This is a genomic window from Reyranella sp. (assembly GCF_965279465.1).
Taxonomy (GTDB): domain Bacteria; phylum Pseudomonadota; class Alphaproteobacteria; order Reyranellales; family Reyranellaceae; genus Reyranella.
Genome location: NZ_OZ257242.1, coordinates 7401282 through 7427074, shown reverse-complemented (window position 1 = coordinate 7427074; position 25793 = coordinate 7401282). Strand labels below are relative to the sequence as shown.

Here is a 25793-nt window from a genome sequence, read left to right as displayed (position 1 = left end):
GCGGTCCACATGAATTAACGCAAGGCAGCTGCGATGTTTCCGCCGTCCACCGTCAGCACGGCGCCCGTCGTCTTCGGCGCTTTGGCAAGCGACAGGAAGCATTGGGCCACGTCCTCGGCGGTCACTTCGAGGCCCAGCAGGTTGCCGCCCATGTAGTCTGCCTCGGTGAGGCCGCGCGCCCTGGAGCGCTGGGCGATCATCTCGTCGGTCAGCAGGCCCGAGCGGATGCGGTCCGCGTTGACCGCGTTCGATCGGATGCCGTCGGCGCCATGGTCGAGCGCGTACTGCCGCATCAGGAACAGCGTCGCGGCCTTGGGCAGGCCGTAGGGGCCGAAGTCCGGGCCCGGGTTCACGGCCTGCTTGGAGGTGTTGAACAGCAGGCAGCCGCCCAGTCCCTGGGCGCGCATGATGCGCACGGCGTTCTGCGCCACGCTCTGGTGCGCCCAGAAATTGAGCTCGAAGCTCTTGCGAAGGGTGGCTTCGTCGACCGTTCCGATCTTGCCCTGCCAGGCCGCGCCCGCATTGGAGACGACGATGTCGACGCCGCCATAGGTTGCCGCGACCTTGTCGAATGCCACCTGCACCTCGGCCGCGTTGGTGACGTCGCAGGCGATGGCGAAGCCCTTCACCTTGGACACATCGCGATCGATCACCACCACTTCGGCACCGTCCTTGGCAAGGGCAGCCGCGGTTGCCGCGCCGATGCCCGACGCGCCGCCCGTCACGACGGCGATGCGCCGTGCCAGCGGCTTCTCGGCCGCCGAGCTGAGCTTCGCCTGCTCGAGCGACCAGTACTCGATGTCGAAGATGTCCGGCTCGGGGATGCACTCGTAGGTGCCGAGCCGCTCGGCATCGGCGATCACCGCCACCGTCGTCTCCGCGAGGTCGGCCGCGATTTTCGCGTCCTTCGAGCTGTTGCCGACGCCGAACAGGCCGACGCCCGGCACCAGCACGACACGCGGCACGGGATCGAGTTCCTTCTTCGCCAGGATCTGCTTGCCGTTGTAGCGCTCGAAATAGGCATGGTAGTCGGCGGCGAACGTGTCGAGCGCGGCCTTGGCCTCGGTCTTGAAAACATCGAGCTTGCCGGCTTCGGGCGCCGGCGCGATGAATGGCAGGTTCTTGGTGCGGATCGCGTGGTCGGGCGTGACCGGACCCTGCTGGCTGTAGCGCGTGATCTCCTTGCCGTTGACGAAGGCCAGGATCTCCGGATTGGTGCGGAACTCGAACACGAAGCGCTGCGCTGCCTCGCGACCGCCGTTCTTCGCCGGGATCGACATCAGCCCGCGCAGGATCGGTGCGATCTCCTCGACTTTTGCAAGTTGCGAGGGCAGGGCGGCGCCCGGGAATATCTTGCGTGTCGCCTTGGCGAGCCGCTGTTCGGCCATGGTCACGAGGTCGATCATGCGGACATAGGCTTCTTCGGCCGTCGCGCCCATCGAGAAGATGCCGTGCTTGAGCAGGATCAACCCCTCGACATCCGGATTCGCCTGGCCGACCTCGCTGCATTTCCTGGCGAGCGCGAAGCCCGGCATGACGTAGGGCACCAGCGCGGCGCGCTTGCCGTAGAGATCGGCCGCGAGTTCTGCGCCGTCGGGCTGGTCGGTCAGCGCCAGCACGGCGTTCGAATGGGTGTGGTCGATGAATTTGTGCGGCAGGAAGGCGTGCAGCAGCGTCTCGACCGACGGGTTGGGTGACTTGCTGTCGAGCAGGTTGCTGCGCTGGACGTTGACCATGTCCTCGTCCGACAGCGCCTGCAGCCCGTGCAGCTCCTTGAGCGGCGCGAGCCGTACCGCCGGCAGGCCGGGCGCCTCGATCGTGCCCATGTCCCAGCCGCTGCCCTTGACACACAGCACGTCGATCGTCTGGCCGGTGATGTCGGGCATGCGCGTCTTGACCGAGGTGTTGCCGCCGCCGTGCAGCACCAGCTTCGGCTCTCCGCCCAAGAGTCTCGTCGTGTAGACGCGCAATGCGAGATCCTCGCCGATGCCTTTTTTGGCGTGAGCGGCGATCGCGGCCTTGGCGTCGGAATCGGACCAGAGGTTTTGCATGATCACTCAGTGGGTTCGGTCAGCATGTGGCGCGTTATCCTACGATGTCCATGCAACACACGCATGATCATGACGTTGTCTGCGCTGGTTCGATAAATCACAACGTATGGCCGGACAACAGCAATGCGAACTCGGGCGCCGAGCCTTGATCGGCGGCTTCCTGATAGCGGATGCAAGACCAGTCTGTCGAATGTCGACGTGAAGCGCGCCAGATAGTCGATAGCTACCGACTTCCCGGCGGCCTCCGCGAGAGTGGCCGATATTGCGGTCAGGTCGGCGATTGCACGCGGCGCAAGAACAAGCCGCGGCACGTATCAGCGGTCGAGAGATTTGAAGATACGTGCGAATGCCTCATCGGCGGGCACACCTTCTCCCCTATCCAACTCGGCAGCGGCCTCGTCGACGAGGGGCTTGGCCCAGTCGAGGTCATCCTCGGCCATTGCCATGAGATCGGCGATGGCCACTGCAACCGCCTGTTCCACGGAGGAGAAGTGTCCGGCAGCGACCTGGTCTTCCAGCCACTGTTGCTGCTCGGGGGAAAGCTGGATCGTCATACTCGCATCTTAGCACATCAATGCGCGATGATGATCTTGCCGAAGTGACCCTGGCCCTTGAGGTGGCGGTAGGCGTCCTTCGCCTCGGCGAAGCGAAAGACCTTGTCGATGACCGGCTCGAGGCCGTTGGCAGCGATGGCGCGGTTCATCGCTTCGAACATCTGCTTGCTGCCGACATAGAGGCCCTGGACGCGCAGGTTGCGGCGCAGGATCGGCATCGGATCGACCTGCGACGGACCGGTCAGCAGGCCGATCACCGCGATCCGCCCGCCGAGCCGCGCCGCGAGGAAGGACCGGGGCAGGGTGCCGGCACCGCCCACTTCGACGATCAGGTCCACGCCGCGCCCGCCGGTCAGCCTGAGCGCTTCCTGGTCCCAGTCCGGTGTCGCCTTGTAGTCGATCACCGCCTCGGCCCCCATCGCCTTCAGCCGCTCGGCCTTGGCCGCCGAGCTCGAGGTGGCGATCACCCGTGCGCCGGACATCCTCGCGAACTGCAGCGCGAAGATCGAGACGCCGCCGGAGCCCTGAACCAGCACCGTGTCGCCGGCCTTGAGCTGGCCGATCTCGACCAGCGCGTGCCACGCCGTCACCGCCGCGCACGGCAGCGTGGCGCCCTGCTCGAAGCCAAGATGGGCGGGCAACACGACGGCGCCGTCCTCTTCCAGCACCGCCAGCTCGGTCAGCATGCCGTCGATCGCGCCACCCATCGCCGAAGCCTGCGCCGCCTCGTCGATCGTGCCGCCGATCCATTTCTGCATGAAGCATCCCGCGACCCGGTCGCCGACCTTGAGGCGCGATACGCCGGGACCCAGCGCGACGACTTCGCCCGCGCCGTCCGAGAGCGGGATCAGGTCGGGCTTGGGCGCGGCACGGGCGTACTTGCCCTCGACGGTGATCAGGTCGCGGTAGTTGAGCGACGTCGCCCGCACGCGCACCAGCACCTGGCGCGGACCGGGCGCCGGGTCGGGCCGTTCGACCAGCCGCAGCCCATCGATGCTGCCGGGATCTGAGAGAACGTAGCAGCGCATCACTGTGTCGCCTTCAATTCGAGGATGGTCTTGGCCATCACGGCCTCCTGGTCCCAAGGGAACAGGATCCAGGTGTCCTGGCTCACCTCGGTGATGTAGCTGTCGACGGTCGGTCGGCCGGCGGGTTTTGCATAGACCGTGGCGAAATGCGCCTCGGGCAGCATGGCACGAACCGCCTTGGCGGTGACGCCGGTGTCGACCAGGTCGTCGACGATCAGCCAGCCCTTGCCCTTGTCCTGTTCCGCCAGGGTGCCTTTGAGAGTCTCGACCTTGGCGCCGCGCTCCATGCGGTCGTACGTCGAGCAGCATACCGTGTCGATCAGGCGCAGGTTGAGCTCACGGGCGATGATGGCGGCCGGCACCAGCCCGCCGCGGGTGACCGCGACCAATCCCTTGAACGGCCCGAGATCGGCCAGCCGCCACGCCAGCGCTCGCGCGTCGCGGTGCAACTCCGTCCACGATACGGGAAACATCTTGCTGTAGCCAGCGCCGCTCGCCATGCGATTTGGTCTCCCCCCGGTCCGGTTTGGCTTGCCCCCCGGCAAGGCCTGCACTAACACCTTCGGCCGGTGCAATGAATACGACGGCGCACGTATAGCAGGATGGGAACCGCGGCGTATGGGATTTGAACTGACCCCGGCCTTCTGGAGCGGTCTTCTCCAGATCATCCTGGTGAATATCGTCCTCTCCGGCGACAACGCGTTGGTCATTGCGCTGGCGTGCCGCAACCTCGAAACGCGCCACCAGAAGCCCGCCATCTTCATCGGCAGCGCGGGCGCCATCATCCTCCGCATCATCTTCGTGCTGATCGTCGATCAGCTCCTTAATATCAGCTTCCTCAAGCTCATCGGCGGCCTGCTGCTGCTATGGATCGGCATCAAGCTGGTCCAGGGCGAAGAAGAGGGCGAGGATGGCGTGAAGGCGGCGGGCTCGCTTTGGGCGGCCGTGCGCACCATCATCATTGCCGACGCGGTGATGAGCCTCGACAATGCCATCGCCATCGCCGCGGCGGCCAAGGGCGACGTCGTCCTTATCGTCCTCGGCCTGCTGATCAGCATCCCGCTGATCATCTTTGGCGCCACCCTGATCATGATGCTGCTCAACCGCTTCCCGATCATCGTGATCGCCGGCGGCGGCCTGCTGGGCTGGATCGCGGGCGAGGTTCTGGCGACCGACCCGGCCTACGCCGAGAAGCTTGCCGCGGCGCTGCCCAACGCCAAGACGATCTTCGAGATCGGCGGTGCGGTGATCACCGTGGCGATCGGCTACGCGCTGCAGTACCGCGCCCGGAAACGCGCCCATGCCGAGCCGGTCGACCTGGCCGAGGAAAAAGCCAGCGACGCTCAGAGGAAGTGAGGGACGATATGGCACAGATAAATGCGATCCTGGTGCCGGTAGACGGTTCGGAGAACTCCGATCGCGCGGTGAAGCATGCGCTCGGGCTGGTCGCGGCCGGACCGGCGGCCGAGCTGCACCTGCTGAACGTGCAACCAAGCTTCGGTGGTGCGATCTCCACGTTCGTCGGCCGCGACCAGATCGATTCCTACCGCCGCGAGGAAGGCAACAAATGCCTCGCCTCGGCAGTCGCACTGGCCAAGGCGGCGTCTGTCCCGGCCAAGGTGCATATCGGCGTGGGCCGGCAGGGCGAGGTGGTGCGCGACTATGCGAAGAAGCTCGGCGCCGATCTGGTCGTCATGGGTACGCGCGGCCATACCGGATTGGGCGGCGTGCTGCTGGGCTCGGTGGCGCAGGACGTCATTGCCCATTCGCACGTGCCAGTCACGCTCGTGAAGTAGCACGCTCGTGAAATAGGGCGCCCTGCGCGCCGACTGGAGGCTCATGGACGCGCTGGGATTGGATCAAACCGTCTTGTCGGCCTTCCTGCAGGTCGTCCTGATCGACCTCGTGATGTCGGGCGACAATGCCATCATCATCGGCATGGCGGTGGCCGGGCTTCCGGCCGAGCATCGTACCCGCATCATCTTCTGGGGCGTGGCCGGCGCGACCGTGCTGCGGCTGGCCTTTGCCGGGATTGCTACCGAATTGCTGCAGATCATCGGCCTCACCCTGGCGGGCGGGCTGCTGCTGCTGTGGGTCGCATGGCGCATGTATCGCGAGCTGCGTTCCAAGAAACATTCGGTGACGGGGGAAGGCGGCGGGCATGCCGCGCCGAAGACACCGCGTCAGGCGATGATCCAGATCATCGTCGCCGACATCTCGATGTCGCTCGACAACGTCCTGGCGGTGGCCGGCGCGGCGCGCGACCACAAGGTCGTCCTGTGGATCGGCCTCGGCCTCTCCGTCGTGCTGATGGCCGTGGCGTCCAACCTGATCGCCCGCATTCTCGATCGTCATCGCTGGGTCGCCTGGATCGGCTTCCTGATCGTGCTCTACGTCGCCGCCGACATGATCTGGGAGGGCAGCCACGAGGTTGTTGGTGCTGCGCGGAAAGCGTAGAAATCGGCCGCATTGGAGGATTCGTGGCCGACGAGTTGTGGCGAACGCAAGCACTTGCATCCTATGCCACCTTGCCGTGGGCGAGCCGCGGCCGCCTGCACGTCGAGCCCGAGGCCCCGAACCGCAGCCCCTTCCAGCGCGACCGTGACCGCATCATTCATTCGACCGCATTCCGTCGGCTCAAGCACAAGACGCAGGTTTTCGTCTATCACGAGGGCGACCACTACCGGACGCGGCTCACCCATTCGCTCGAGGTGGCGCAGATCGCGCGCACGATCTGCCGCACGCTCAGGCTCGACGAGGATCTCGGCGAGGCCGTCGCGCTCGCGCACGATCTCGGCCACACGCCGTTCGGCCATGCCGGCGAGGAGGCGCTCGACGCCGCGATGAAGCCGTTCGGGGGCTTCGACCACAATGCCCAGACGCTTCGCATCCTGACCAAGCTCGAGGAGCGCTACGCCGAGTTCAACGGCCTCAACCTCACCTGGGAGACGCTCGAGGGCGCGGTAAAGCACAATGGGCCGTTGCTCGAGGACGGCCGCGTTCTGACCGACCTGCCGGCCGCGATCGTCGAATATTGCCGCGACCACGATCTCGAGCTCGATGGCCATGCCGGGCCCGAAGCGCAGGTCGCCGCCCTCAGCGACGACATCGCCTACAACAACCACGACATCGACGACGGCCTGCGCGCGGGCCTGTTCGAAATCGCCGACCTGCGCGACCTGCCGCTGGTCGGCGAGATGTTCGTGCTGGTGGAGAAGAAGTATCCGGGCATCGCCCAGTCGCGCCTGATCCACGAGGCGATCCGGCGCATGATCAACGCCATGGTCGAGGACGTGCTGGCCGAGTCCGGCCGGCGCCTGGCGGAGGCCAGGCCAAAATCGGTCGCCGACGTCCGGGCGCTCGGCCGGCCGATCGTTGCCTTCTCCGGGAAGATGGCGGCGACCGACCGGACGGTGAAGGGATTCCTCTACAAGCGCATGTACGAGCACTGGCATCTCAACCGCTCGCATTCCAAGGCGCGCCGGGTGGTGATGGACCTGTTCGGCCTGCTATTCGCCGAACCCAACTGCCTGCCGCCGCCCTGGCGTGAGCGGGCGGAGGCGGCCGAGAGGGCCGCCCGCGCCCGCCTTGTCGCCGACTATATCGCCGGCATGACCGACCGGTACGCGCTCGACGAGCACCGGCGGCTGTTCGACCTATGGTCGTGACGGCGCATTGACTGTGCGCGGCGCGGCGCGTTCCCGCAACAGGATGTAGGCCGCCGCCAGCGGCAACCATCCAAGCCAGCGCACCGCCTGGATGAGGTACGAGCCCATGTCGGTGGCCAGCACGCCGCCGCTGCCTTTGAGGTACGGGATGGCGACCTCGAAGGCGAGCAGCCAGACGAGCAGGCCGGGCAGCAGCACGACGAGGGGCTGCATTTTGCGCGACAGGCGCTCGCTCCACCACGGCGCGAGCGAGAGCGAGAACACCAGGACTGCGATCACGAAGCGGGCCGGCGGGTGCGCCGCCAGCCAGGTCATCAGCAGGGGCTCGCGAACGATCATCGAATATCCGGTCCAGGCCAGCACCGCGCCCCCGAGGAGGATGACGGCCGGATAGCGGTCGACCAGGCGGATGACGAGATGGCTTCCCCACACGATGATCGGGACGCTGATGATGAGACCCATTATGATCAGCACGATGCTGCCTGACGCAGCACCGCCGATCGCCAACACGTTGTCGATACCCATGACCGCGTCGGCCACGACGATGGTGCGCAGAGCGGCGGGGAAAGAGGTCGCCGGTGCCGGCCCCTTATGCGCGTCTGCTGCATTTTCATCGGGCGTGAGGAGCTTGCGTGAGATCCAGATGAGCGCCAGGCCACCAGCCAGCATGAATCCCGGCACGTTCAGGATGTAGACGACAAGGATCGCCATCAAGCCGCGCACCGCAATGGCGCCGAAGGTGCCCCAGAAGATCACCTTGCGTTGCTGTTCTTTGGGGAGGTTGCGTGCGACCAGGCCGATGATCAGGGCGTTGTCGCCCGCCAGCACGAGATCGATCAGAACAATAGCGAACAGGGCCGACAGGAACGCGGCCGAAAAGATTTCGGGCATTTTGAAACTCCGACGAAAGACGACAGAAGGGCTTTAGAAAGACTTCGGTCGGAGTTCGATCGGCACCTTGTCCAGGCCGCGCCGCGGCGCGGGGTGCAATGGCTGGAAAATTCGGCCGACGACGGCCCTGAATGCGCCGATGCCGCCGGCAATCACGGCGCCAGCGAGAAGGAACTGGAGAAGGTGCCACTGCTGCACGCCGAGCAGCGCAATTTCGCCGCCGAAATCGAACAGAGCGACTTCAAGGCCGACTTCCTCCAGCCAGAGCGGATCGACGGCATCGCCGAACGCCGCGAGCAGCATGGTCACCACCACCGAGGCAACAAACAGCTCTCCACCCGGGGAAGCGGTCCGGACGGCGTTGGCGGCGCGGCGCGAGCGATGGACGAGAAGCATGCTGGTGCCCAAATGTCGCCTTTCCATTCCGGAATTTCAAGGGGCGCGCGCAACGCGCGACAATGTTCGATCCATAGACCTGCGACAACTTGGTATGTGACCAAAGTGGGGCGGCCAGCGTTACGCCATTGGTCCCGCAATGTGCGCTTCGAAAAGGGCGTCGTGTCGCGAGTGGCTGCGGATACGAATGGCGAGCCCGAGAGAAAATGAAGCGGCGGAAGTGGCGCGATAGTTGCTTCCTCGTCTTCATCGATCGGGCGAGACCCGAGAGCCGCTTTGCAGCCCCGGTCGGTGGTGAAGTCGCGACATGCGTGTCCTGTTCGCTGCATCGGAGTTCGAGGACTTTGTCCGCGTCGGCGGTCTCGCCAGCGTTTCGGCGGCGTTGAGCCGGGCGCTGAATAGAAACCATGACGTCCGCGTGATGATTCCCGGCTTTCCGTCGGTCCTGAAGGGCCTGAGCTCGACGAGCCGTGTTGCCCATTGCGAGAGGGCCGGGCATTTCCCGGCCTATTCGATCGTGCAGGGCGCGTCGGCCGACGGCCTGACGATCTACGTCGTCGACTGTCCGGAACTGTACGATCGCGACGGCACGCCCTACACCAACGCGCAAGGCGACGACTGGCACGACAACGACGTGCGCTTCGCGGTGCTGGCTTCGGCAGCGGCGCGGCTCGCGGCCGGTCAACTCGATCCGAACTGGCGCGCGGATATCGTGCATGCCAACGATTGGCAGACCGCGCTGATCCCGGCCTACCTGTCCTGGATGGGAGCCAGTGTTCCGAGCCTGCTGACGATTCACAACCTCGCGTACCAAGGCCTGTTCTCGCCCGAGACGCTGCAGCGGATCGGCGCGCCGGAGAGCGCGTTCCAGATGGAAGGAGTCGAGTTCTACGGCAAGGTCTCCTTCCTCAAGGCCGGCATCTACTACGCCAACCATCTGACCACGGTGAGCAAGACGTATGCGACCGAGATCACGACGCCCGAGCAGGGCTGCGGCCTCGACGGCTTGCTGGCCCGGCGCTCGCAGGAAGGTCGCCTATCCGGCATCCTGAACGGCATCGACGAGAGCTGGGATTCGCGCTCCTGCAGCGCGCTGGTCTCGCCTTTTGCCTCAGGCGAGTGGGGAGGAAAGCAGGCCAACGCCGATCACATTCGGCGGGAATTCGGCCTGGCCCTGTCGAAGGGACCGTTGTTCGCGCTGGTCGCACGGCTGGTTCACCAGAAGGGGATCGACCTGGTCGCTTCCGCCGCGGACACCATCGTCGAGGCAGGCGGACAGATCGTCATCACCGGTCGCGGAGAGCCGCATCTCGAGCGCGCGCTCGAAGACGCCAAGCGCCGTCATCCCGAAGCGATCGCGGTCGCACTGGACTTCGAGGATGCCCGGGCGCGCCGGATGTTCGCCGGCAGCGACTTCACGCTGATGCCGTCGCGTTTCGAGCCGTGCGGCCTCAGCCAGATGTATGCGCAGCGTTTCGGCTCGCTGCCGATCGGCTATCGCACCGGTGGCCTCTCCGATACGATCGTGGACGGCAAGACCGGCTTCCTTTTCAAGCGTTGCTCGGCCGAGGGCTTGCTGGGTGCGGTGTGCCGTGCGTTCGCGACCTTCGGTGCCAAGTCGCGACTTCATTCGATGCGTAAGCTCGCGATGGCGCAGCCGTTCGGATGGGACGAGTCGGCACGCGCCTACCAGGCCCTCTACGGTAACGTTGCTCGCACAGCAGTGCCCTGACCGTTCGTCGCGAACGGCTTATGCCTTGCCGTAGACCGGGATCAGCGCGCCGGAGTTGACTGGATCGCTGAGCCCGAGCTGCGCCACGATTACCTTGGCGATCGCGGTTGGTGTCACCCAGCTCGCATGGTTGGCCTTGGGCATGTCGGCCCGGTTGGTCGGCGTGTCGATGGTCGAAGGGGCCAGCGCGATCACCGAGATGTTCTCGCCCTTGAGTTCCTCGGCCAGCGCCACGGTGAAGGCGGCGACGGCGGCCTTCGAGGCGGTGTAGGCGGTCATGCCGGCCCCCTGGCGCGGATTGAGCGCCGGACGGGCCGAGATGTTGACGATATGTCCACCGTGGCCGGCCTTGCGGAAGTTCGCCACCGCCTCGCGGCAACTCAGGACGCAGGAGACGAGGTTCATGGAAAGCTGCTGCTGCAGGACCTTCAGCGGGCTGTCGGCGATCGGCGCCCAGGCGAACCCGCCGGCGATGTTCACCACGGCATGCAGCGGCGGCAGTTTGGCGTAGAAACCGGCGACCGCCGCTTCGTCCGACAGATCGATGCCCGTGGTGACCGAAACCTTGCCGGCAGGAAAAAGGTCGGCCGGCACCGAGGTTTCGATGGCCGGCACATGGCAGTGCGCGCCGGCCTCGACCAGGGCTTGCGACACAGCCCTGCCCAGCGCTCCGGTCGCGCCGGTGATGACAACGTGGGAATCGTGCAAAGCGCGCATGTTCAGGCCTCGTCTGGGGTGGTGATGCTACATGACAAACTTGACGGATTAGGCAATACCCCGCCCCATGAATCCCTACCGTCATTTCATCGGTGAGATCGAGGCTGCGCTGCGGGCCATGCAGGCGGCGGGCGAATTGCCGTCCGCGCTCGATTTCTCCGGCCTCACCGCCGAGCCGCCGCGCGATGCCTTGCACGGCGACATCGCCACCAATGCCGCCATGGTGCTGTCCAAGGCCGCGAGGAAGAAGCCGCGCGATATCGCCGATGCGCTGCTGCCGCGGCTCAAGGCCAATCCCGATGTAGTCGACGGCGCCGTCGCCGGGCCGGGCTTCATCAACCTCAAGCTCCGCGACGATTTCTGGCGCGCGCGGCTGGCCGAGTGCCTGGCGGAGGGCGCGGCCTACGGTGCGTCGACGATGGGCGGCGGGCAGAAGGTCAATGTCGAATACGTCTCGGCCAATCCGACGGGGCCGCTGCACGTGGCGCATGCGCGCGGCGCGGTGGTGGGCGACGCGCTTGCCAACCTGCTCGCCAAGGCAGGCTATGCCGTCACCAAGGAATACTACATCAACGACGCCGGCGCGCAGGTCGACACCCTCGGGCGCTCGACCTACCTCCGCTATAAGGAGGCGCTGGGCGATCAAATCGGCCAGATTCCCGACGGTCTTTATCCCGGCGAGTATTTGAAGGAGGTCGGCGCAGCGATCGCAAAACGCGATGGCGCGCGCTGGATCGACAAGCCCGAGGCCGACTGGCTGCCCGAGATGCGCAGCTTCGCCATTACCACCCTGATGGCCGAGATCAAGCAGGACCTCGAGACGCTGGGCGTGAACATCGACGTCTATTCGTCGGAGCGCGCGCTGGTCGAGTCGGGCGCGGTCGATCGCGCCTTCCAGGAGCTCATGCGCCAGGAGCTGATCTATCAGGGTCGGCTCGAGCCGCCCAAGGACAAGAAGCCCGACGACTGGGAAGACCGCGAGCAGACCCTGTTCCGGGCGACGAAGTTCGGCGACGACATCGATCGGCCGCTCAAGAAGTCGGACGGGAGCTGGACCTACTTCGCCAACGACATCGCCTATCACCACGACAAGTTCCGCCGCGGCTTCGCCGACATGATCGACATCTGGGGCGCCGACCACGGCGGCTACGTGAAGCGCATGAAGGCGGCGGTCAGCGCCATCACCGAGGGGAAGGGCGCGCTCGACGTCAAGCTCTGCCAGCTCGTGCGCGTGCTCCGGAACGGCGAACTGGTGCGCATGTCCAAGCGCGCCGGCACGTTCGTGACCCTGCGCGACCTGCTCGACGAGGTCGGGCCCGACGTCGTGCGTTTCACCATGCTGACGCGCAAGAACGACGCGCCGTTCGACTTCGACCTCGTCAAGGCCACAGAACAGTCACGGGATAACCCGGTGTGGTACGTCCAGTATGGCTATGCGCGGACGCGAAGCGTCATGCGCCAGGCGAGTGCGGCCGGCATCGCAGTTGATGGCCTGGCCGGCACAGCGCTCGATCGTCTGGCCGATGCGGGCGAACTCGCCCTGATCCGCCTGATCGCCCAATGGCCGCGGCAGGTCGAGGCCGCCGCTTCGGCGCACGAACCGCACCGCATCGCCTTCTACCTCTACGATCTCGCCGCCGCCTTCCACGGCCACTGGAATCGCGGCAAGGATGAGCCATCGTTGCGCTTCGTGGTCGAAGGGGACGCCGAAACGACGCGCGCGCGGCTTGCGTTGGTGCAGGCGATCGGATTTGTGATAGAATCCGGTTTATCGATCTTCGGCGTAACACCCGTCGAAGAAATGAGATAAGGAAAAAATGCACATCCGCCGGCCCCCCTCCGGCGACGGCCCAAAGATCTACCGACCGAACGAGTCGGTCGCCTCACGGCGTGAACCGCCGGCCCGGCCCGTCGCGCACGAACCCGATTCGATCCCCCCGCCGCCGCGGGATTCACTGTTGGCCAAGGTCAACCGGCGGCGCGGCACCATCCTCACCATGATGGTCTCGATCGCCGCCATCGCGAGCTTCGGCTCGGTCGTATGGTGGGCACACAATCAGGACGTCCGCGCTGGCGGCAAGGGGCTGGAACCCTTGGTCGTGCAGGCGCCGACCACGCCGACCCGGGTCAAGCCGGAGAATGCCGGCGGCCTCGTCCCACCCGACCAGGACAAGGAAGTCTACAATCGCATCTCCCCCGGGGCGGTGCCGATCCAGCCCGAGAAGCTGCTGCCCGGACCGACCACCCCCCGGCTGCCGGCGGGCGGCATCATGCCGACGCCGTCGGCGCCCAAGGAACCGGAGACTGCCAAGACCCCGACACCGGTGCAGGCGGCCGCAACGTCAACGGCACCGGCGCCGGCGCCCGCGCTGCCGGCCAACCCGCCGACTGTGACGCAGGCGCCGTCCTCGACCCCATCCAGCGAGAGCGGCCCAAGCATCGCCAGCCTGATCGAGGGCATGTCCGGCGCGAGCGGTGGCTGGCGCATCCAGATTGCCTCGGTGAAGAGCGAGGATATCGCCAAGTCGACCTGGGCGCGTCTTCAGGCGGCGCACGGCGATGTGCTTGCCAACCTGCGCATGCAGCCGGCGCGGGTCGATCTCGGTGACAAGGGCGTGTGGTATCGCGTACAGGCGGGCCCGCTCGACGAGAAGCAGGCGCACAACGTCTGCGGCACGCTCAAGTCGCGCAAGACCGACTGCGTCGCGGTCCCGCCGGCCAGGTAATGCCCAGCCATGAGCGCCACTGGAGTGGCGCGCTCCGATGAAGGCGGCGATCTTCGGTTGCGCCGGAACCGCCTTGTCGGCAGAGGAGCGTGCGTTCTTTCGGGATGCCGATCCGCTGGGGTTCATTCTCTTCGCCCGCAACGTCGAGACTCCCGACCAGGCCCGCCGGCTGACCGAGGACCTGCGCTCCTGCGTGGCGCGCGCCGAGGCGCCGGTGTTGATCGACCAGGAGGGCGGTCGGGTCGCGCGGCTGCGGCCTCCGCATTGGCGCAAGGCGCCGCCGGCCCGCCTGCTGGGCGAGCTCTATGCGCGCGATCCGGAGCGTGGGCTGGAGGCGACCCGGCTGAATTCGCGCCTGCTGGCGGCGGACGTGGCCTCGATCGGCTGCGACGTCGATTGCCTGCCGGTGCTCGATATCGCCTTTCCCGAAACCCACGCGGCGATCGGCGACCGCGCCTATGCGAGCCAGCCCGAAGCCGTCGCGGCCTTGGGCCGTGCCGCCGCCGAAGGCCTGCTGGCCGAGGGCGTGATGCCGGTGATCAAGCACATGCCCGGCCACGGCCGCGCCACGGTGGACTCGCACAACACGCTGCCGCGGGTCGGCGTCTCGCGCGAAACGCTGGAGCGCACCGATTTCGTGCCCTTCAAGTTCCTGGCCGACCTGCCATGGGGAATGACGGCGCACGTGCTCTACGAGGCGATCGACCCGGCTGCCGCATTCACGGTTTCGGCAGGGGGCGTGAGAGATATCGTGCGCGGCCACATCGGTTTCGACGGCCTGCTCTTGTCGGACGATCTTTCGATGCAGGCGCTGGGCGGCACCCTGGGCGAGCGAGCGGCCCGCGCGCTGGCGGCGGGCTGCGACATCGCCCTGCACTGCAACGGCCGGATGGCGGAAATGCACGATGTCGCGGCAAATGCCGGTCCGATGACGGCCGCCGCCCGCCACCGGTTCGAGGCCGGCCGGCGCTATCTGGCGCGGCATCGCGCCCCGCTGGCCAAGGCCGACTTGGCCGATTCCGGGCAAAAGCTGTCCGCGCTGATCCCGGAATGGGGATAAGGCGGGGTCAAATCCAGTGGCGGCAGGCGCTCCGGCTGGACTACACCAAACCTGCATGAGCGAACCCGCCACGCCTCTTCCCAATGACGGCTTCAGCGCCGACACGTTTGCGTCGAGCGGGCCCGACGTGATCGCGCCGGGCGAGGGCGAGCTGATCGTCAATCTCGAAGGCTTCGAAGGTCCGCTCGACCTGCTGTTGGCGCTTGCTCGCGACCAGAAGGTCGATCTGCGCCGCATCTCGATGGTCGCGCTGGTCGACCAGTATCTGACGTATATCGCCCAAGCGCGCCGGATACGGCTCGAGCTTGCGGCCGACTATCTCGTGATGGCGGCATGGCTCGCGTACCTCAAGTCGCGCCTGCTGCTGCCCGAGCCGCCGGCCGGAGAGGAGCCGTCGGGGCAGGAGATGGCCGACGCACTGCAATGGCAGCTGCGCCGCCTCGAAGCCATGCAGGAGGCGGGCGCGCGCCTGATGGCCCGTCCGCAGCTCGGCAAGGACATCTTTGCCCGCGGCCAACCCGAGGGCGTCGTCGTGGTGCGCCGCGCCGTCTGGGACGTGAAGCTTTACGACCTTCTGCAGGCCTACGGCCATCAAGTCCGGCCCAAGGACGCTGACACCTATCAGATCGCGCCGATGCAATTCTTCTCGGTCGAGGAGGCGGCGGAACGGCTGGGCCGCATGCTTGGTATCGCCATCGACTGGCAGATCCTGGAGGCGTTCCTGCCGGCCGGCCTGACCGATCCGACGAAGCGTCGCTCGGCCATCGCCTCTACCTTCGTGGCGGGGCTGCAGTTGGCCAAGGACGGCCAGATCGAGCTGCGCCAGACCGAGCGTTTCGGTCCCATCCACTTGCGCAAACGTACCGAACCGCGGTGACGTCAATCATGTCTGCAGAAGAACTCCCTCCCGCCGAAGGTGTCGAAGAGCCGGTGGCCGTCCCGGCCGTGGACGAGCTCTCGGCTGCGAAGGAGAAGTCCGAGGTCGAGGACGCGGAAGACGATTCGTCGCCGGACGATTCGGAAGACGCCGAGGACGACGATGAGGACGACGACGATGAGGATGACGACGACGGGCCGGACGACGACGGGTCGGATGATGACGATTCTGATGACGACGACGACGAAGATGAAGACGATTCTGCTGACTCCGAAAAGGACGAGGAAGAAAAGGAACTCAAGGACGTCGCCGGCCAGGCGGTAGAACCGCCCGCGCTTACCGAGCCGGCGCCGGAGGTAACCGATGGTTCCGACGCTTCCCGAGAGGGCAGGCAAGAGAAAGAGGTCGAGGTAGTCGTTGCCGAGGCGGTGGAAATGCTCACCATTGCCGCTGCCGCGCCCCCATCGCAGGTCACGGATGCGATGTCGTCCGACCACGTCCAGCATCTGCGCCTGCTGGAGGCACTGCTCTTCGCCGGCACCCAGGCACTCGACGAGAAGGAGCTGGCCGAGCGCCTGCCCAACGACGCCGACCTGCCGCGTCTGCTGGCCGACCTCGCCGAACTCTATGCCAATCGCGGTATCAATCTGGTGAAGGTGGCCGGCGGCTACGCTTTCCGCACGGCGCCTGATCTTTCCGAGAAGCTCAAGATCGAACGGCCGGTAACGCGCAAACTGTCGCGTGCCTCGGTCGAGACGCTGGCGATCATCGCCTTTCACCAGCCCGTGACGCGGGCCGAGATCGAGCAGGTGCGCGGAGTCGGCTTGAGCAAAGGTACGCTCGACCTCTTGTTCGAGCAGAACTGGATCAAGCCGATGGGGCGCCGCCGCGCGCCGGGTAAGCCCGTGACTTGGGGAACGACCGACTTTTTCCTGGAGCATTTCGGCCTATCGTCTCTCGACGATTTGCCGGGACACGAGGAAATGCGGGCAGCCGGCCTCTTGGACCCGCGCGCCCAACCCCCCATATTCCGTCCAGAGGAGCCCGATCTGCCGCTTGAACCGACGGAAGATGAAGCCGTCGAGCCGCTGGAGGCAGAAGAGAAAGGCACTGGCCGCGCCACCGGGCCGCAATAACGCCTTGATCGGCAGGTTGCCGGGTGTTTGTGCCGGATGCCATAATCGGGCATAGCGATCGCAATGGTTTTTCAGGAGCAATCACATGGGTAGCTTCAGCGTATGGCACTGGCTGATCGTGCTGGCCGTCGTGCTGCTACTATTTGGCGGCAAGAACAAGATCTCGTCCCTGATGGGCGACTTCGGCAAGGGCCTGTCGGCCTTCAAGAAGGGCGTCTCGGGCGACGGCACCGACAAGGATACGGTGCAGGCGGGTCAGCCTGGCGATTCGGCCAAGCCGATCGCGGCCCAGACCACCACCTCGTCGCCGAGCCAGGCGCACCAGGACAACACCGCCAAGGTCTGAAGGCAGCGCTTCAGGCTTCGGTGATACATGTTCGGCATCGACAGTCCTGAACTGCTGGTGATCGCGGTCGTGGCGCTCGTCGTCATCGGCCCCAAGGAACTGCCGAATCTGCTGCGCTCCTGGGGCAAGTGGATGTCCCAGATGCGCGGCATGGCGTCGGAGTTCCGCGGCCATGTCGACGAGATGGTGCGCCAGTCCGAGCTGGACGAGGTGAAGAAGCAGCTCGAGGGTTCAGCCGGCGGCTTGGACCTGCAGTCGCTCGATCCGACCAAGCAGATCAAGCAGCACATACAGGAAGGCATGGCCGAGGGCGACAAGGCCTGGGCCGAGGCCAAGTCGACCTTCGATAATCCGTTGGCCGAACCGGAGTCAGCGCCGCAGGTCGGCGCGCCGGCACCGCAGATCGCGGCCGAACCGGCGGACGTGCCGGAGGCTGCACCCGCCGTGACGGCAGAAGGGCCACCGGCGGCAATCGAAAAGCCGGTCGAGGCGCCGGTCGAACCGTCGATCGAGCACAAACCTGCCAAGGCAGCAGCCGAGTAGGCGAATTAGCGCTTTGAATTGCCGGCCAAAGGGCGGCATAACGCGCCACTCACGGACGCGAAGATTGCCTTGACCCAAGCGCACGACGGACCCGAAGACGACAAGCCGATGCCGCTGCTCGATCACCTGATCGAGCTGCGCAAACGGCTGATCTGGGCGCTAGTCAGTTTCTTCGCGGTTTTCTTCGTCACCTTCTACTTCGCCAAGCCGATCTTCTCGTTCCTGATCCAGCCGGCGCTGGCCGACGGCTACAAAGTCGTCGTCCTCGACATCTTCGAGTTCTTCTTCGTCACGGTGAAGCTGTCGGCCTTCGTGTCGCTGATCGTGGGCTTCCCGTTGATCGCGGTGCAGATCTGGCTGTTCGTGGCGCCCGGGCTCTATCGGCAGGAGAAGCGCGCCTTCCTGCCGTTCCTGGTGGCCACGCCGTTCATGTTCTATGCCGGCTGCGCGATCATGTATTACGTCGTGCTGCCGTACGTGATCAATTTCATGCTTACGCAGTACGCGCCGCCCGACATCGAGAAGACCCTGCGCTCGTCGGATTATCTCGAGCGCATCCTGCAGCTGGTGTTCGCCTTCGGCTTCGCCTTCGAGATGCCGGTGCTGCTGATCCTGCTGATCAAGGTCGGCATCACCAGCTCCGAAGGCCTGCGATCCAAGCGGCGCTACGCCATCGTGATCTGCTTCGTGATCGCGGCGGTCCTGGCCCCGCCCGACGTGGTGAGCCAGATCGCGCTGGCCGTTCCGCTGCTCCTCTTCTACGAGATCAGCATCATCGTCGGCTCGTGGATCGAGAAGAAGCGCGAGCAAGAGGAAAAGAAGGCCGACGAAGCCGCCGGCAGCTAGCCATGCACGACATACGATTCATTCGCGAGAACCCTGCCGCCTTCGATGCCGGCCTCAAGAAGCGCAACCTGGCGCCGCTGTCGGCCGAGCTGCTCGAGATCGACAAGCGCCGGCGTGCGGCGATCTCGGAGAGCGAGAGCATCCAGAGCAGGCGCAAGGCGCTCAGCCAGCAGATCGGCATCGCCAAGCGCAAGGGCGAGCCGGCCGATGCGCTGATGGCCGAGGTCGCGGCGCTCGAAGAGTCGCTGAAGAAAGGCGAGGCCCTGGCGGCCGAGCTCGATGCCGAGCTGACCCGCCGGCTCGAAGTGCTGCCCAACCTGCCGTTCGACGACGTGCCGGATGGCACCGACGAGACCGGCAATGTCGAGATCCGCCGGGTCGGCAGCCAGCGCAACTTCGCCTTCCCACCCAAGGATCATGTCGCGCTGGGCGAGGCGACCGGCGAGATGGACTTCGCCGCCGCCAGCAAAATGTCCGGCGCGCGCTTCGTCGTGCTCAAGGGCAGGCTCGCCAAGCTCGAGCGCGCCATCGCGCAGTTCATGCTCGACCTGCACACGTCGGAGGAGGGCGGCTACACCGAGGTCAACCCGCCGTTCCTGGTGCGCGACAACGCGGCCTACGGGGTCGGCCAGCTGCCGAGATTCGCCGAGGACATGTTCCATACCGACAACGGCTTCTGGCTGATCCCGACCGCCGAAGTGCCGCTCACCAACCTAGTGAACGACACGGTGCTGGACGAGAAGGCGCTGCCGCTGCGCTACACTGCCTGGACGCCGTGCTTCCGCTCCGAGGCGGGCGCCGCCGGCAAGGACACGCGCGGCATGATCCGCCAGCACCAGTTCCCCAAGGTCGAGCTGGTCTCGATCACCACGCCCGAGCTGTCCGACGAAGAACATAAGCGCATGACCGGACGCGCGGAAGAAGTGCTGAAGCGCCTCGGCCTGCCGTTCCGCACCATCATCCTGTGCGGCGGCGACATGGGACCGGCCTCGCGCAAGACTTTCGACATCGAGGTCTGGCTGCCCGGCCAGAATGCCTATCGCGAGATCTCGAGCTGCTCCAACTGCGGCGAGTACCAGGCCCGCCGCATGGGTGCGCGCTTCCGGCCGAAAGAAGGTAAGGGGACGCGCTTCGTGCATACGCTCAACGGCTCGGGCCTCGCCGTCGGCCGCACCCTGGTCGCGGTGCTGGAGAACTATCAGAACGAGGACGGCTCGGTGACCGTGCCTGAAGCGCTGCGCCCCTACATGGGCGGGCTTGAGACGATCCCCGGACCGGTGAAGGCGAAGTGAAGATCCCCGAGCTCTCGCGTACCCGTATCCTCGTCACGAATGACGATGGCATCCATGCGCCGGGGCTGGAGGCGCTGGTCGAGATCGCGACCCAGCTGTCGAGCGACGTCTGGGTGGTGGCGCCGGAATTCAACCAGAGTGGCGCGGGCCATTCGCTGTCGATCTCGAAGCCGATCCGCGCCCGCGAGGTGAACGAGACCAAGTTCGCCATCGAGGGCACGCCCACCGACTGCGTGCTGTTCGCGGTCAAGCACCTGCTGAAGGGCCGCAAGCCGGATATCGTCCTGTCGGGCGTGAACCGCGGCACCAACATGGCCGACGACGTGACCTATTCCGGCACCATCGCCGGCGCGATGGAAGGCTGCCTGCTCGGCATCCCGTCGATCGCCTTCAGCCAGGCCTATACCCATCCGCATCCGGTGAAATGGGGCACGGCGACGGCGTATGGCGCCGATGTGGCGCGGCGTGTCCTGGCAATGGATTGGCCGCGCAACATCTTCGTCAACGTGAACTTTCCCGACGTGGTCACGGCTTCGGTCAAGGGCATCCGGGTGACGCGCCAGGGCGTGCGCGGCTTCGGCGGCACCATCATCGAGCGCACCGATCCACGCGGCGGCGCCTACTACTGGATCGGCTATTCGCCGGGCGAGCACGAGGTCGACGAGGAAAGCGACCTTTTCGCCGTCCGTCACGGCTGGATTTCGGTGACGCCGCTGCATCTCGACCTCACCCACGAGGCGACGCGCCGCAAGCTCATGGCGCAATTCGAGTCGGCCTGAGCAGGCGGGCGCGCACGATGAACGGTCTCGCCATGCAGCGCCTGATCGCCGAGCTCCGGCAGTCGGGCATTGCCGACGAGGCCGTGCTGGCAGCGATCGCCGCGGTCGACCGCGAGCGTTTCGTGTCGGCGCCGTTCGCCGAGCGTGCCTGGGAGAACACCGCCCTGCCGATCTCGTTCGGCCAGACCATCAGCCAACCGCTGGTGGTCGCGGCGATGACCGAGGCGCTGCGGGTCGGCCCGCGCATGAAGGTGCTCGAGATCGGCACCGGCTCGGGCTACCAGGCCGCGGTGCTCGCCAAGCTGGCGCGCCGGGTCTATTCGATCGAGCGCTTCAAGCCGCTCTCGAAGGAGGCCGAGCGCCTGCTGCTCAACCTCGGCATCTATAATGTGGTGTGCGATGTCGGTGACGGCAGCAAGGGTTGGCCGGCCCAGGCGCCGTTCGACCGCATCATCGTGACGGCCGCCGCCGAGGAGCGGCCGCAGGCGCTGATCGACCAGCTTGCCGTGGGCGGCATCCTGGTCGTGCCGGTCGGGCGTGATCCGACCGCCCAGGTGGTCGAGCGCATCGTCAAGAGCGAGAGCGGGCTGCAGCGCGACACCTTGATGCCAGTGCGCTTCGTGCCGCTGGTCCCCGGCGCGCTGCCGGTGCTGGGGCAGGGCTGAAGGTTCCTTCCGTCTCAAGCTCGATGCGGCCGTCGACGATGGCGTCGAGATAGCGGTCGTAGCTTGCGGGCGTCCCCGAGGTGAGGACGTCGACCCCGGTCGCCGGACTCGATGCGCTCGAGTATGCGGCCCGACGCGTCGAACTCGGTGCTAAGTAGCTGGTGCCATAGATTCCCAGCAGTCGCGCTCACCTGGGTGCCGCGCTTGTGACCGATGCAAATCGCGGCGAGAAAATGGACCAACGGAGCATTGGCTTCTCGTCGTCGGCGAGCCGGCCGAGCCTGCTTCCTCTTCACCAACTGTCGGGCTCGCTCCTTCAGCGTCACGCTGTGAGGCACCCGACCGAACCAGCCAAGCTCGGCAGCGTCCGTTGATACCAACTAGACAATATTGAAGTCCGCGTTGGTCAATACAAGCCCGGAGGAGAGGGTAGCGAACTGTGCTGCGCCGCCGGCGACGTTGCCGTTGCTGTCGTAGAACAGCTTGCCGGTATCGGTTTCGTAGATGATACGGTCGCTGGCATCCTGCGCCGTGCCGCTGGCATTGGCGGCGAACTGGGCAAGGCTCAGCGTTCCGGTTCCCGCGATGGCGCCGAAGACCGTCCGGTCGAGCCGGATCGTGTCCGCCGCGACGTTGAAGTCGATGACCGTGTCGACGTTAGATGCGCCGAGGACGTCCCTGAAAACGAATGTATCGGCGCCGAGCCCGCCGGTCAGCGTGTCCGAGCCTGCCCTGCCGTCGAGGATGTTGTTGCCGGCGTTGCCGATGAGGGTGTTGGCGAGCGAGTTGCCGGTGCCGTTGATATTGCCGCTGCCCGTCAGGGTCAGCCGTTCGATGTACTGGCCGGTCAAGTCGAAGCCGACGGAGCTGTTGACCCGGTCCGTTCCTCCGCCGTCGTTCTCGAACACGACGTCGCCGTCATTGTCGACCGTGTAGGTGTCGTTGCCGGCGCCGCCCGTCATCGTGTCCGCGCCCGTCCTGCCGTCGAGGACGTTGTTGCCGGCGTTGCCGGTGAGGGTGTTGGCGAGCGAGTTGCCGGTGCCGTTGATGTTGCCGCTGCCGGTCAAGGTCAGCCGTTCGATGTACTGGCCGGTCAGGTCGAAGCTGACGGAGCTGTCGACCCGGTCGGTTCCTCCGCCGCTGTTCTCGACCACGAGATCGCCGGTACTGTTGACGATGTAGGTGTCGTTGCCGTCGCCGCCCGCCATCGTGTCCGCGCCCGTCCTGCCGTCGAGGACGTTGCTGCCGGCGTTGCCGGTGAGGATGTTGGCGAGCGAGTTGCCGGTGCCGTCGATGTTGGCGCTGCCCGTCAGGGTCAGCTGTTCGATGTACTGGCCGGTCAGGTCGAAGCTGACGGAGCTGTCGACCCGGTCGGTTCCTCCGTCGCTGTTCTCGACCACGGTGTCGCCGGCATTGTCAACAATGTAGGTGTCGTTGCCGTCGCCTCCGGCCATCGTGTCCGCACCCGTCTTGCCATTGAGGACATTGTTGCCGGCGTTGCCGGTGAGGGTGTTGGCGAGCGAGTTGCCGGCGCCGTTGATGTCGCCGCTGCCCATCAGGGTCAGCAATTCGATGTACTGGCCGGTCAGGTTGAAGCTGACGGAACTGTTGACCCGGTCCGTTCCTTCACCGTCATTCTCGATCACGACGTCGCCGGCATTGTCGACCGTGTAGGTGTCGCTGCCGGCGCCGCCCGCCATCGTGTCCGCGCCCGCACCACCGTTGAGGGCGTTTCTGCCGGCATTGCCGGCCAGGGTATTGGCGAGCGTATTGCCGGTGCCGTTCAGGTTGCCGGAACCGGTGAGTATGAGCTTCTCGATGAACTGACCGCTCAGGCTGAAGCTGACCGAAGACTCGACCGTATCGGTGCCGTTGCCGTTGGCCTCGACGGCCTGGTCGCCGGCATTCTCTACCACATAGGTGTCGTTTCCCTCGCCGCCTTCCATCCTGTCGGCGCCCGTGCCTCCGGAAAGGCGGTTGTTGCCGGCATTCCCGACGATCGTGTTATTCAGGCCATTGCCGGTGCCGCCGATGGCCGCGGTGCCGGTCAGGGTGAGGATGTCGACGTTGGCAGAAAGGATATGGGTGACACTTGCATCTACGCGGTCGACCCCCTCACCTGCGGCTTCGAAAATCTCATCAAGCACGTTGTCGACGACGTACCTGTCGTCGCCGCCGCCACCCGTCATGCGATCGGCACCGATCCCGCCGTCGAGGTAGTCCGTGCCACCGAACGCCGTAAGGACGTCGTTACCACCGCGTCCAAATAGTCGGTCGGAGCCGCCAAAGCCATGGATATCGTTGACACCGTCATTGCCGCGAAGAGTGTCATCGAGGCCGGAGCCGCGGAGATTTTCGATCGAGCTGTAAGTGTCGCCGACCGCTTCGCCGGTGTTCTGATTCGGGTTGAGGAGATCGACCGTTACCGCGCCGCCCAATTCGTAAGTCGCGGTATCTCTTCCGCTGTTGCCAAACATGGCATCGCGTCCGACTCCGCTTCCCAAGAAGTCGTTGCCCAGACCGCCGATCAAAATATCGTTGCCGCCGGTGCCGTTGATGAAATCATGGCCAATCCCACCATTCAACGTGTTGTCCCCGGCATTGCCGGAAAGGATGTCGTTGAACGCCGAACCTATCAGGTTCTCGATCGAGTTGAATGAGTCTCCGGCAGCGTCGCCGCCGTTGTTTATCTGCGGCGCGTTGAGGAAAGCATTTACGCCGGAAGCAGAATTGATGTACGTGGCCGTATCGAAGCCATCGCCGCCATCCAGTATGTCGGCACCGAGACCTCCATTGAGGATGTCGTTGCCGTCATTGCCGATGAGGCGGTTAGCAACGTCGTTGCCTCTCAGGGTATCACCACCGCTTCCACCGGCTGCGTTCTCAATCTGCGTGGTGAGATAGATGCCGATGTTATGGACACGACCCCCAATCGAGGACCAAGTGCCTGGACGCAAGTCGATGGTTTGGTTGTTACTGAAGGTGGAGCCACTAAGGGCGTCGTTCCCACCCGAATCGAAGATGGTGAACGAAGAGACACCACCTAGCGTCGCAAAGTTGTAGACGAGTCCGGGAGTGGCACCGCTCCCGTAAATGGTGTCTCCAGGATTGTTCGTGGGCACTCCATATATCCGCTGGGCTGAAAGAATGTCCACCATCGCTGGATTGATTGGCGTCGTTGCCGATCCACCATCGTATTGGGATTGGTCGTTGTAGGACATGATGGTGTACTGCCAAGTGTCATTGGCAAAGAGGGTCTGGTTGGTGTTGTAGTAGGAATTGATGTTCCCGCCGTCGTAGTTGCCACCATGTCCCAGACCTATCGCATGTCCGATTTCATGGATCAGCGTGTAGAAGTACGTGCTATTGATACCATCGCTCGGATTTCCGTTGAAACCGGGCTGGATGTTGATCCGGGCACCTGTGATCCAGTTCTGGTTGGTCAAGGCATCGTAAAACAGGGTAGTATCACACCGACTTACTTCCCCCGTATTGGAACTAAAATTGACCTGTGCGGGGTTGCTGACGAAGACGAAATCAATGTTGGCTACCTCTTCCCAAGCGTGGAAGGCCAACTCCGCCAGCGTGCGTGCGGCTCCGGCGGGCAGGCCGTCGAGATTGTAGGTGATGACCGTAGGATTGCCCGAGTTGAAGTTGGGCCAAAAACGGGCACCGGGAAATCCAGCAGGGTCAGACCAGTTCCAAAAGCCTCTACGGAGTTGTTCGTCAAAGGTGTTGTAGTCGGTTGGTCCACCTAACGGCATGGTAGTAATCCTTCTGAAGGGTGGCTTTCTATTCCACTCCGGTCGTAGGGATAACGCTACCTGACGCAACTACACGGTAAAGTAGTTGGCGGGCGTGGTGTCGGTCAACCGGATCACTAACTCGGGGTTGGAGTTGGATGTGCCTGAGAGATTGGCTTCCACCAACACGTCCTGCCGTATCGGTGATGCGGACTTTCCCACGCAGCATTGCCGGAACAACTTTGAATGTTTCAGCGAAGACCGAGAAATCTATGGTGTCGTTTCCGGCGTCGTCGAAATCGGTGACGAGATCAGGGCCGCTCTTATTGTGCCGTTAGCTTGCAAAACGCGTATGAGTTCATCGCCCAGACCGCCGGACAAGGTGTCACCGCTAGTATCCCCATTGAGGACATCATCGCCCGCACCGCCGTTAAAATTGTCTGACCCATTGCGATGGCTTTGATCGTGTAGTGGGAGACGCTTGTTGCGGTAACGTCGCCTTCCTTTGGCAACGCCGTTTGGGCTCTCGATGGAAATTGCGACGCGGACGCAGACAGGCACCCGGCGAGCCATACCCTTCCGTTCGTGGGATACCTCATTATTATCCGCACGACAAGGCTACAGCCTTTTGGTGCGAGGAGCTATATTTTGGTCAATGTTCGAAAGAGGTAACCCTTTCGGCGAAGGCCGCCTTGTAGGGTTTGAGTAGTGGGCTAAGAGATTGTCCTTATGGCAGGCCTAAG

Annotated in this window: 25 protein-coding genes; 16 read left to right on the top strand and 9 right to left on the bottom strand. The window is 65.0% G+C overall.

Annotated elements, in window-relative coordinates; translation table 11 throughout:
* Positions 1-14 precede the first annotated feature (14 nt).
* Genes ACQY8M_RS36220 through gpt form a run of 5 tightly spaced genes read right to left on the bottom strand, consistent with a single transcriptional unit; the run spans position 15 to position 4133 of the window.
* Complete coding sequence (locus ACQY8M_RS36220; RefSeq protein ID WP_428667030.1) at positions 15-2051, bottom strand: bifunctional aldolase/short-chain dehydrogenase; 2037 nt, start codon at positions 2049-2051, stop codon at positions 15-17.
* 2 nt (positions 2052-2053) lie between these two features.
* Positions 2054-2362 (bottom strand): type II toxin-antitoxin system RelE/ParE family toxin, encoded by a 309-nt coding sequence (locus ACQY8M_RS36215; protein ID WP_428667028.1) that lies wholly within the window; start codon positions 2360-2362, stop codon positions 2054-2056.
* A gap of 3 nt (positions 2363-2365) precedes the next feature.
* Positions 2366-2605: a ribbon-helix-helix domain-containing protein gene (locus ACQY8M_RS36210; protein ID WP_428667026.1), complete on the bottom strand. Its 240-nt coding sequence runs from the start codon at positions 2603-2605 to the stop codon at positions 2366-2368.
* Between the two features lie 17 nt (positions 2606-2622).
* Positions 2623-3633 carry a zinc-dependent alcohol dehydrogenase family protein gene (locus tag ACQY8M_RS36205; RefSeq protein WP_428667023.1) on the bottom strand — a complete coding sequence of 337 codons (1011 nt, stop codon included), beginning with the start codon at positions 3631-3633 and terminating at the stop codon, positions 2623-2625.
* Positions 3633-4133, bottom strand: a complete 501-nt coding sequence (gene gpt, locus ACQY8M_RS36200) for a xanthine phosphoribosyltransferase (RefSeq protein WP_428667020.1) — start codon at positions 4131-4133, stop codon at positions 3633-3635. The genes ACQY8M_RS36205 and gpt overlap by 1 nt, the downstream gene beginning before the upstream one ends.
* Positions 4134-4251: 118 nt before the next feature.
* Between gpt and ACQY8M_RS36195 the strand changes: the two genes are divergently transcribed.
* The 4 genes from ACQY8M_RS36195 (at position 4252) to ACQY8M_RS36180 (ending at position 7301) form a co-directional block, all read left to right on the top strand.
* Positions 4252-4989 (top strand): TerC family protein, encoded by a 738-nt coding sequence (locus ACQY8M_RS36195; RefSeq protein ID WP_428667017.1) that lies wholly within the window; start codon positions 4252-4254, stop codon positions 4987-4989.
* An 8-nt stretch (positions 4990-4997) separates the two neighbouring features.
* Positions 4998-5429, top strand: a complete 432-nt coding sequence (locus tag ACQY8M_RS36190) for a universal stress protein (RefSeq protein ID WP_428667014.1) — start codon at positions 4998-5000, stop codon at positions 5427-5429.
* Positions 5430-5541: 112 nt separating this feature from the next.
* Complete coding sequence (locus ACQY8M_RS36185; protein WP_428675587.1) at positions 5542-6090, top strand: YjbE family putative metal transport protein; 549 nt, start codon at positions 5542-5544, stop codon at positions 6088-6090.
* 23 nt (positions 6091-6113) lie between these two features.
* Positions 6114-7301 carry a deoxyguanosinetriphosphate triphosphohydrolase gene (locus ACQY8M_RS36180; protein ID WP_428667011.1) on the top strand — a complete coding sequence of 396 codons (1188 nt, stop codon included), beginning with the start codon at positions 6114-6116 and terminating at the stop codon, positions 7299-7301.
* Here the strand turns inward: ACQY8M_RS36180 and ACQY8M_RS36175 are convergent.
* Together ACQY8M_RS36175 and ACQY8M_RS36170 are read right to left on the bottom strand one after the other, a co-directional pair.
* Positions 7290-8192 carry a TerC family protein gene (locus ACQY8M_RS36175; RefSeq protein WP_428667008.1) on the bottom strand — a complete coding sequence of 301 codons (903 nt, stop codon included), beginning with the start codon at positions 8190-8192 and terminating at the stop codon, positions 7290-7292. The genes ACQY8M_RS36180 and ACQY8M_RS36175 overlap by 12 nt on opposite strands.
* Positions 8193-8225: 33 nt before the next feature.
* On the bottom strand, positions 8226-8600 hold the full coding sequence (locus tag ACQY8M_RS36170) for a hypothetical protein (protein WP_428667006.1): 375 nt from the start codon (positions 8598-8600) through the stop codon (positions 8226-8228).
* Positions 8601-8895: 295 nt separating this feature from the next.
* Here ACQY8M_RS36170 and glgA point away from each other — a divergent pair, with 295 nt between their 5' ends.
* Positions 8896-10320: a glycogen synthase GlgA gene (gene glgA / locus ACQY8M_RS36165; protein WP_428667003.1), complete on the top strand. Its 1425-nt coding sequence runs from the start codon at positions 8896-8898 to the stop codon at positions 10318-10320.
* A gap of 18 nt (positions 10321-10338) precedes the next feature.
* Here glgA and ACQY8M_RS36160 read toward each other — a convergent pair whose 3' ends face one another.
* Complete coding sequence (locus ACQY8M_RS36160; protein ID WP_428667000.1) at positions 10339-11037, bottom strand: SDR family NAD(P)-dependent oxidoreductase; 699 nt, start codon at positions 11035-11037, stop codon at positions 10339-10341.
* 67 nt (positions 11038-11104) lie between these two features.
* On the opposite strand from ACQY8M_RS36160, the gene argS reads away from it, so the two are divergent.
* From argS to ACQY8M_RS36105, 11 genes are all read left to right on the top strand, one after another.
* Entirely contained in the window at positions 11105-12847 is a 1743-nt protein-coding gene (argS, locus tag ACQY8M_RS36155; RefSeq protein WP_428666997.1) for an arginine--tRNA ligase, read from the top strand.
* 148 nt (positions 12848-12995) lie between these two features.
* Positions 12996-13763 carry an SPOR domain-containing protein gene (locus ACQY8M_RS36150; RefSeq protein WP_428666994.1) on the top strand — a complete coding sequence of 256 codons (768 nt, stop codon included), beginning with the start codon at positions 12996-12998 and terminating at the stop codon, positions 13761-13763.
* A 37-nt stretch (positions 13764-13800) separates the two neighbouring features.
* A complete protein-coding gene (gene nagZ / locus ACQY8M_RS36145) occupies positions 13801-14823 on the top strand; it encodes a beta-N-acetylhexosaminidase (protein ID WP_428666991.1) in 1023 nt (340 codons plus the stop codon).
* Positions 14824-14878: 55 nt separating this feature from the next.
* Positions 14879-15700, top strand: a complete 822-nt coding sequence (locus ACQY8M_RS36140) for a segregation and condensation protein A (RefSeq protein ID WP_428666988.1) — start codon at positions 14879-14881, stop codon at positions 15698-15700.
* An 8-nt stretch (positions 15701-15708) separates the two neighbouring features.
* Positions 15709-16836: an SMC-Scp complex subunit ScpB gene (gene scpB, locus ACQY8M_RS36135; protein ID WP_428666985.1), complete on the top strand. Its 1128-nt coding sequence runs from the start codon at positions 15709-15711 to the stop codon at positions 16834-16836.
* Between the two features lie 85 nt (positions 16837-16921).
* Positions 16922-17182, top strand: a complete 261-nt coding sequence (locus tag ACQY8M_RS36130; RefSeq protein ID WP_428666983.1) for a twin-arginine translocase TatA/TatE family subunit — start codon at positions 16922-16924, stop codon at positions 17180-17182.
* Positions 17183-17209: 27 nt separating this feature from the next.
* Positions 17210-17725, top strand: a complete 516-nt coding sequence (gene tatB / locus ACQY8M_RS36125; protein ID WP_428666980.1) for a Sec-independent protein translocase protein TatB — start codon at positions 17210-17212, stop codon at positions 17723-17725.
* Positions 17726-17794: 69 nt separating this feature from the next.
* The gene (gene tatC / locus ACQY8M_RS36120) at positions 17795-18571 is read left to right on the top strand and encodes a twin-arginine translocase subunit TatC (protein WP_428666977.1); all 777 of its coding nucleotides are present in this window, start codon (positions 17795-17797) and stop codon (positions 18569-18571) included.
* 2 nt (positions 18572-18573) lie between these two features.
* Complete coding sequence (serS, locus tag ACQY8M_RS36115) at positions 18574-19863, top strand: serine--tRNA ligase (RefSeq protein ID WP_428666974.1); 1290 nt, start codon at positions 18574-18576, stop codon at positions 19861-19863.
* A gap of 2 nt (positions 19864-19865) precedes the next feature.
* Positions 19866-20642: a 5'/3'-nucleotidase SurE gene (surE, locus tag ACQY8M_RS36110; protein ID WP_428675585.1), complete on the top strand. Its 777-nt coding sequence runs from the start codon at positions 19866-19868 to the stop codon at positions 20640-20642.
* A gap of 17 nt (positions 20643-20659) precedes the next feature.
* Positions 20660-21307, top strand: coding sequence for a protein-L-isoaspartate(D-aspartate) O-methyltransferase (locus tag ACQY8M_RS36105; protein ID WP_428666971.1), 648 nt, complete (start codon positions 20660-20662; stop codon positions 21305-21307).
* 380 nt (positions 21308-21687) lie between these two features.
* Here ACQY8M_RS36105 and ACQY8M_RS36100 read toward each other — a convergent pair whose 3' ends face one another.
* Complete coding sequence (locus ACQY8M_RS36100) at positions 21688-25071, bottom strand: M10 family metallopeptidase C-terminal domain-containing protein (RefSeq protein WP_428666968.1); 3384 nt, start codon at positions 25069-25071, stop codon at positions 21688-21690.
* Positions 25072-25793: the final 722 nt, after the last annotated feature.